At 71.5% G+C, this 7964-nt stretch carries 6 protein-coding genes; 1 reads left to right on the top strand and 5 read right to left on the bottom strand.

Annotated elements, in window-relative coordinates; translation table 11 throughout:
- The 4 genes from ETD86_RS56345 to ETD86_RS50895 all read right to left on the bottom strand — a co-directional run.
- A partial coding sequence (locus ETD86_RS56345) for a pyridoxal-phosphate dependent enzyme (RefSeq protein ID WP_170223744.1) occupies positions 1 to 929 on the bottom strand: 929 nt, incomplete at its 3' end.
- A 24-nt stretch (positions 930 to 953) separates the two neighbouring features.
- Positions 954 to 3209, bottom strand: a complete 2256-nt coding sequence (hypF, locus tag ETD86_RS50905; RefSeq protein ID WP_211370846.1) for a carbamoyltransferase HypF — start codon at positions 3207 to 3209, stop codon at positions 954 to 956.
- A gap of 102 nt (positions 3210 to 3311) precedes the next feature.
- The gene (gene arc, locus ETD86_RS50900) at positions 3312 to 5075 is read right to left on the bottom strand and encodes a proteasome ATPase (RefSeq protein WP_138673817.1); all 1764 of its coding nucleotides are present in this window, start codon (positions 5073 to 5075) and stop codon (positions 3312 to 3314) included.
- 204 nt (positions 5076 to 5279) lie between these two features.
- Entirely contained in the window at positions 5280 to 6131 is an 852-nt protein-coding gene (locus tag ETD86_RS50895; protein ID WP_138673816.1) for a tRNA (adenine-N1)-methyltransferase, read from the bottom strand.
- 55 nt (positions 6132 to 6186) lie between these two features.
- Here ETD86_RS50895 and ETD86_RS50890 point away from each other — a divergent pair, with 55 nt between their 5' ends.
- Positions 6187 to 7281: a GNAT family N-acetyltransferase gene (locus tag ETD86_RS50890; RefSeq protein WP_138673815.1), complete on the top strand. Its 1095-nt coding sequence runs from the start codon at positions 6187 to 6189 to the stop codon at positions 7279 to 7281.
- Between the two features lie 137 nt (positions 7282 to 7418).
- Here the strand turns inward: ETD86_RS50890 and ETD86_RS58840 are convergent, their stop codons facing one another.
- Positions 7419 to 7958, bottom strand: coding sequence for a hypothetical protein (locus ETD86_RS58840; protein ID WP_246149464.1), 540 nt, complete (start codon positions 7956 to 7958; stop codon positions 7419 to 7421).
- Positions 7959 to 7964: the final 6 nt, after the last annotated feature.

Below are 7964 nucleotides of genomic sequence, written 5' to 3'. Positions count from 1 at the left end.
GTGTGGGAGCCGGGGACGCGCAGCGGGCGGCCGGCGCGGGCGCTTTCGATGAGGCAGGGCGCACCGTCCGGCTCGACGACGACGATCCTCGGTTTCTCGCCCCAGCGGTCGCGGACGTATCCGGCGGCCGCGGCGGCCAGCCCGCCGACGCCTGCCTGCACGAACACGTGCGTGGGCGCCTCCGGGAGCGCATCGCTGCCCGCCGGGGCAGCGTCGACCGTCCGCTCGCCCGCAAGAGGGCCTGGACCGGCGTCGCCGGGCGGGCCGGCGGCGGCGGACGGGCCGGCGGCGGCGGACGGGCCGGCGGCGGCGGACGGGCCGGCGGCGGCGGACGGGCCGGCGGCGGCGGGTGCGCCAGGGGCGGCGAGTTCGTCGAACAGGACCGTGTAGCCGCGCATGACGTCGAGCGGCACGTCGGTGTAGCCGTCCCATGAGCTGTCGGCGACGAGCCGCCACCCATGCTCGCGTGCGGCCTCCTGCGCGGCGGCCATGGCGGCCTCGTAGTCGTCGCCGTCGCGCCGTACGTCGGCGCCGAGCGCGCGCAGCCGCTGCGCGAACGGCTCGGGCACGTCGTGGCTGAGGTAGACGGCGCAGGCCACGCCGGCTTCGCGGGCGCCGGCGGCGACGGAGATGCCGTGGTTGCCGGCGCTGGCGCACACGACCGGGGTGTCGCCGCCGTGCCGCTGGGCGAGCAGGTGAACGGCGTAGGCGCCGCCGAGCGCTTTGAAGCTGCCGAGCCCCCTGCGGCCGCTCTCGTCTTTGACGTGGACGGCCCGCGTACCGGCGAGGCCGGGGATGGTGTGGACGGGGGTGGGCCGGTAGGCGGGGTGCCGGTCGAAGTGGGCGCGGGCTTGGCGGGCGTGCGCGGTCCCGATGAGGTCGCGCTCTCGCGCGGTGTAGGGAGCGCGGCCGGGGTTGAGGTACTCCATGATCGCCATGCTAGGAGCAGGCGGTCAGGCGCGGTCGCGGGCGGCGGCCACAGCGGCCTGGCCGAGGCTGAGTCCGCCGTCGTGGGGCGGCACGCGGATGTGCCTGAGGACCCGGAACCCGGCGGCGCGCAGGCGTTCCACGGTGCCTTCGAGCAGCAGCGCGTTCTGGAAGACGCTCCCGGACAGGGCGACGGCGGACAGGCCGGTGGCCTGCCGGAGCGTCTGGCAGGCGCGGGCGATGGCGTCGGCGACGCCGTTGTGGAAGCGGCCGGCGATGACGGGCGTGGGCACCCCGGCCGTGAGGTCCTCGGCGGCGGCGCGGACGAGGTCGCCGCCGTCGACCGCGAGCAGGTCACCGGCGCAGCGCAGGTCGCGCAGGGTGACTGCGGCGGGATAGGTGCCGGTTTCTGCGGGGTCGGCGTGTTGTTCGAGTTCGATGGCGGCCTGCCCGTCGTAGGTGACGGTGTCGCGGATGCCGAGGAGGGCGGAGACGGCGTCGAAGAGGCGGGCGGCGCTGGAGGTGAGGGGGGCGTCGGCGCGGCCGAGCACGCCGGCCCAGGAGGCGGCGTTGCGGCGTACGACGGCGAGCCCGGGGTGGTCGTGGCGGAGGTAGGCGGCGGCCATGCGCCACGGCTGCCTGATGGCGCCGGCGGGCATGGGGACGGGCGTGAGGTGGCCGAGCCGTTCGTAGGTGGCGAGGTCCGCGCGGAGGAACTCGCCGCCCCACAGGGCGCCGTCGGGGCCGTGGCCGAGCCCGTCGAAGGCGACGCCGATCACGGGGCCGGAGTCGCCGTTGTCGGCGAGGCAGGAGGCGATGTGGGCGTGGTGGTGCTGGACGCCGACGAGGTCGGCGCCGGGGATGGCCAGGGCGTGCCGGGTGGACGGGTAGCCGGTGTGCAGGTCGTGGGCGACGACGTCTGGCCGGATGCCGGACAGGCCGCAGTAGTGGTCGATGGCTTCGGCGAAGGCGCGGAGGGCGTCCTGGTCGTGCAGGTCGCCGAGGTGCTGGGAGAGGTACGCCCGCCGTTCCGCGGCCAGGCAGATGGTGCTGTTGAGCTCGGCGCCGCAGGCGAGCACCGGCCGGGGGACGCGGTGGCGCAGCGGGAGCGGCTCGGGGGCGTAGCCGCGGGCCCGGCGCAGCACGGTGACCTCGCCGGACATGGGGCGGAGGACGGAGTCGTCGGCGCGGACGTGGATCGGCCGGTCGTGGGTGAGGAAGGCGTCGGCGATGCCGCCGAGCCGGGTCAGGGCGTCGGCGTCGGTGTGGGCGATGGGCTCGCCGGAGACGTCGCCGCCGGCGAGGGCGATGGGCTCGCCGAGTTCGGCGAGCAGGAGGTGGTGCAGCGCCGTGTACGGGAGCAGCAGGCCGAGGGTGCGGTGGCCGGGCGCGACGCCGGCGGCGACGGGCGCTCCGGGGCGGCGGGGCAGCAGCACGATGGGCCGGGCACGGCTGGTGAGCAGGCCGGCGGCGGTGTCGTCGATGGTGCACAGCCGGCGAGCTTGGGCGAGGTCGGCGGCCATGACGGCGAACGGCTGGTCTTCGCGGTGCTTGCGGCCGCGCAGGGTGGCGGCGGCGTGTTCGTGGGCGGCGGGCACGGCGAGGTGGAAGCCGCCGAGTCCTTTGACGGCGACGACGCGGCCGGCGTGCAGGAGGGTGACGGCGCAGGCGATGGGGTCGCCGCACAGGTCGGCACCGCGGGCGTCGAGCAGCCGGAGGCGGGGCCCGCAGGCGGGGCAGCCGGCGGTGTGGTCGTGGAAGCGCCGGTTGCCGGGCGCGTGGTATTCGGCGGCGCAGGCGGGGCACAGGGTGTAGCCGGCCATGGTGGTCCGCGGCCGGTCGTAGGGGGCGCCGCGGACGATGGTGAAGCGGGGCCCGCAGGTGACGCAGCCGATGAACGGGTAGCGGTGTCTGCGGTCGGCGGGGTCGGCGAGTTCGCGCAGGCAGTCGTCGCAGGTGGCGGTGTCGGCGGGGACGAGGGCGCGGCGCAGCCCGGAGGGGTCGCTGGCGGCGATGGTGAAGCCGCGGTGGCCGGCGGGTTCGCCGCTGACGACGGTGACGCGTTCGATGTCGGACAGGGCGGGCGCGTCGCGTTCGAGCGCGGTCAGGAACTCCTCGACGCCGGCGAGGGCGCCTTCGATCTCGATGTGCACGCCGTTGACGTCACCGCGGACGCGCCCGGCGAGGCCGAGGCGGATGGCGAGGGAGCGCACGAAAGGGCGGAAGCCGACGCCTTGGACGATGCCTTCGACGTGCACGTCTACGTGTTTCACAACGGTCACAGGCCAAGTGTGCGCCCGATCGGCGGGCCGCGCATGTGTATCGGCGGCCGTGTCACATGCGAGAGCGGGAGGACCGTCCGGCCCTCCCGCTCTGGCGTGGTGTTACAGGTATTGACCGGTGTTGGCGACGGTGTCGATGGACCGGCCGGCCTCGGTGCCCTGCTTGCCGGAGACGAGCGTGCGGATGTAGACGATCCGCTCGCCCTTCTTGCCGGAGATGCGGGCCCAGTCGTCGGGGTTGGTGGTGTTGGGCAGGTCCTCGTTCTCGGAGAACTCGTCCACGCAGGCCGTGAGCAGGTGCTGCACCCGCAGGCCCTTCTGGCCGCTTTCGAGGAACTGCTTGATGGCCATCTTCTTGCCCCGGTCGACGATGTTCTGGATCATCGCTCCGGAGTTGAAGTCCTTGAAGTAGAGGACTTCCTTGTCGCCGTTGGCGTAGGTCACTTCGAGGAAGCGGTTTTCCTCGCTCTCGGTGTACATGCGCTCGACGACGCTCTGGATCATGCCGCCGATCGTCGCCTCGCGGGAGCCGCTGTGCTCCGTCAGGTCGTCGGGGTGCAGCGGCAGCTCGGAGACGAGGTACTTGGAGAAGATGTCCTTGGCCGCCTCGGCGTCCGGCCGCTCGATCTTGATCTTGACGTCCAGGCGGCCGGGCCGCAGGATCGCGGGGTCGATCATGTCTTCGCGGTTGGAGGCGCCGATGACGATGACGTTCTCCAGGCCCTCGACGCCGTCGATCTCCGACAGCAGCTGGGGGACGATGGTGTTCTCGACGTCGGACGACACGCCGGAGCCGCGGGTGCGGAAGATCGAGTCCATCTCGTCGAAGAACACGATCACCGGGGTGCCCTCGGAGGCCTTCTCACGGGCGCGCTGGAAGACCAGGCGGATGTGCCGCTCGGTCTCGCCGACGTACTTGTTGAGGAGCTCCGGGCCCTTGATGTTGAGGAAGAAGCTCTTGCCGGACTGGCCGGTCTTCTCCGCGACCTGCTTGGCCAGGGAGTTGGCGACGGCCTTGGCGATGAGCGTCTTGCCGCATCCGGGCGGCCCGTACAGCAGCACGCCCTTGGGGGGCCGCAGCTTGTGCTCGCGGAACAGGTCGGCGTGCAGGTAGGGCAGCTCGATGGCGTCCCTGATCTGCTCGATCTGCCTGCTGAGGCCGCCGATCTCCTCGTAGGAGATGTCGGGGACCTCCTCGAGCACGAGCTCTTCGACTTCGGACTTGGGTATGCGCTCGTAGACGTAGCCGGAGCGAGGTTCGAGCAGGAGCGAGTCGCCGGCCCTGATGGGCTGGCCGACGAGCGACTCGGCCAGCCGCACGACGCGTTCTTCGTCGGCGTGCGAGATGACCAGGGCCCGCTTGCCCTCGTCGAGCAGTTCTTTGAGCATCACGATCTCGCCGACCTCTTCGTAGCCGAGAGCTTCGACCACGTTGAGCGCCTCGTTGAGCATGACCTCCTGGCCACGCCGCAGCGAGTCGACGTCGACGGCAGGGCTGACGTTCACCCGCAGCTTGCGGCCGCCGGTGAACACCTCGATCGTGCCGTCTTCTCTGGCCTCGAGGAAGGTGCCGAAGCCGGATGGCGGCTGCGCCAGCCGGTCAACCTCCTCCTTGAGGGCGACGATCTGGTCCCTGGCCTCCTTGAGTGTGGCCACCAGGCGTTCGTTCTGGCCGGTCACGGCCGCGAGGTTCGCCTGTGCCTCATGGAGACGCTCTTCGAGGACCCTGGCCTGACGGGGTGACTCGGCCAGCTTCCGCCTCAGCGCGGTGATCTCCTCCTGGAGGAAGGAGACCTGTGTTGAAAGATCAGCGACCTCCCGTTCGCGCTGCGCGGCTCGAGCCTCAGCATCATCGCGAGCTGCCACGCCCCGTCACCTCCTTCCCAGTCGAGGGCGACTACTTAGGACCTTACCTATCTCGGGCCCCTCCGTAACCTGGCCGGGCAGTGTTCGTAGAGTGACATTCAGTGTTCGGTGAATAATCCTCAATAGTGCGTTTAATACTCCCAGCATAGGAACACGGCAATCTGTTCCCGTGTCACGCACGAACGCACCCTCGTGGCCAAATTGTCATAGTTCTTCAGTGGTCCCCTTCGGTCGGCGGCGTCGCGGCGGGGGCGTCACCCCGTCCGCCATGCGGCGGGCGGTGACGAGGAAGCCCGTGTGGCCGATCATCCGATGATCGGGTCTCACCGCGAGTCCTTCGACATGCCAGTCGCGAACCAGGGTCTCCCACGCATGCGGCTCGGTGAAACACCCGTGATCGCGGATCGTCTCGACCGTCTTGGACATTTGGGTGGTGGTGGCGACGTAACAGCAGATCACGCCGCCGGGGGTGAGCGCCTTGGCGGCGGCGTCGACGCACTCCCACGGGGCGAGCATGTCGAGAATCACCCGGTCGACGTCGACCTCGTCGATGGAGTGGACCAGGTCGCCGACGACCAGGCGCCAGTTGTCGTCCATGGGCCCGCCGTAGAACTTCTCGACGTTCTTGCGGGCCACGTCGGCGAACTCCTCGCGCCGCTCGTACGAGGTCACCTGCCCGTCGGGACCGACGGCCCGCAACAGGAAGCAAGTCAGCGCGCCCGAGCCGACCCCGGCCTCGATCACCCGGGCGCCGGGGAAGATGTCGGCCATGCCGACGATCATCGAGGCGTCCTTGGGGTAGATGACGGCCGCGCCGCGCGGCATGGCGAGCGTGTAGTCCTGCAGCAGGTGGCGGAAGGCGAGGTATTGGGTGCCGCCGGAAGAGCGCACGACGGAGCCTTCAGGCTGCCCGATCAGGTCGCTGTGCGGGATGGCGCCCTTGTGGGTGTGGAAGACGCCGTCCTCCTTGAGCGTGATCGTGTGGCGTTTGTTCTTGGGGTCGGTGAGCTGCACCTGATCCCCCGCCTGGAAAGGCCCATGCCTGCGGAAACCCATGGCCGCAAGGTTATAGGGCTTTCGAGCGCGTCCGGACGCACGGTATCTATGGGGAATGCTCCCGCGCGACGTGATCTCCTCCGGTCCCCTGATTCTGCGGCCTCCCGTGGACGGCGACGCCGAGGCGATCGTCAGGACGTGCGACGATCCGGTGACGGCCTGGTTCCTGCCGATGCTGCCGTCGCCGTACCAGGTGGAGGATGCGCGCGAGTACTTCGCGATGGCGGCGGCGAAGTGGGAGGCCGGCGGCGCGGAGTTCACGATCGCCGAGAACGGCCAGTACGTCGGCTCCATCGGCGTGCGGCCGCCGGACCGCTGGGACGCGGCCGCGATCGGCTACATGGTGGCGCCGTGGGCGCGGGGCAAGAACGTGGCCTCGACGGCGGCCAGGGCGATCACCGACTGGCTGTTCGACCACGGGATGCGCCGGGTGGAGTTGCAGGCTGCGGTGGAGAACGTGGCGAGCCTGCGGGTGGCGTACAAGAGCGGCTTCCGCGAGGAGGGGCGCAGGCGGGACGCCCATCGGCTGCGTGACGGCCGCTACGTCGACATGGTGACCTTCGCCAGGCTGAAGGGCGACGCGGTGGGGGCGACGGCGGAGCCGTACCTGCCGTTCTTCGAGGGCGGGCGGCTGTCCGACGGCGTGGTGCGGCTCGAGCCCCTCGCCGTCGAGGACGCCGCGGACTTCCACCGGATGGTGACGGATCCGAGCGTGGCGGCGTACTTCGTGGGGCCGCCGAGCACGGTGGAGGACGACGAGCGGCGCTGTCGTTACACCGGCTACTGGTGGGTGTCGGGGCAGCGGATCGAGCTGGCCGTCAGGGACGCGGCCTCCGGGGCGTTCGCGGGGCACGTGCAGCTGACGCAGGTCGCGCCGGCGCTGGGGCAGGCGATGATCGGGTATTCGCTGCTGCCGGGGTTCCGGGGCAGGGGGTTCATGACGCGGGCGGTCAATCTGCTGGTGGAGTGGGCGTTCGCGCACACGCCGCTGCACCGGATCGTGGCCGGGACCGAGGCGGGGAACGCGGCCTCGCACCGAGTGCTGGAACGTGCCGGGTTCCAGCGGGAGGGCGTGCACCGGGAGTTGTTCCCGAAGGCGGACGGCGGGCGGATCGATGACGTGGCATGGGCGCGGCTGCGCCCGTCGTAGCCGGGCCTCCGGCGGGTCCCGCCGAGTGTCGCGGGCGGGCCCGCGGCGGGTCCCGCCCGGCGTCGTGAGCAGCCATACGGCGGGTCCCACATGGCGTCCGAAATGGGCAAAAAACCTGATTTCCTGTTGAGGGCTAGTCAAGGGCTCCGCCGGGGGTGATAGTCGGGACACCCGCACTCGAGTGTCGCGCGACCGGGCCGCGCGATCTCGCCGCCGCCGCATGAGGGATCACCGCGATGCCGTACAACCGTGTCGATGTCGCCATGCGTGAACTCGTCGCCGACTTCTCCTGCCTGCAGGCCGAGGACCTCGTGGAGCGGCTGGCGCGCGCCGCCGCCGCCGTCACGGGCACGGCGTACGCCGGGTTCGTCCGAGTGGACGCGCTGCGCCAGGTGGCGCTGCCGGTCCACGTGCACACCCCTCCCGGGGATCCGCTGAGGGTGGAGCGCTGGCTCGCGGAGTCGGGGGTGCTGAAGGAACTGGCCCTGTCGGCCGGGACGCTGCGGCTGGCGCGGGACGCGGCCGTGGGCGAGCCGGGGTTCCTGGCCACGCCCGTGCCGGTCGGTCAGCTGCCGCCAGCCTCCCGTGTCATCCTCGGCCAGGCCGTCCTCGATGCTCCAGATCGGGTAGTCGGCGGCGAGCTCCGCGTACAGCTCGATCAGCTCCAGGCTGGACACGCGCTC

The sequence above is a fragment of the Nonomuraea turkmeniaca genome, from assembly GCF_005889735.1.
Taxonomy (GTDB): domain Bacteria; phylum Actinomycetota; class Actinomycetes; order Streptosporangiales; family Streptosporangiaceae; genus Nonomuraea; species Nonomuraea turkmeniaca.
This window is presented reverse-complemented; position numbering and strand designations above follow the sequence as displayed.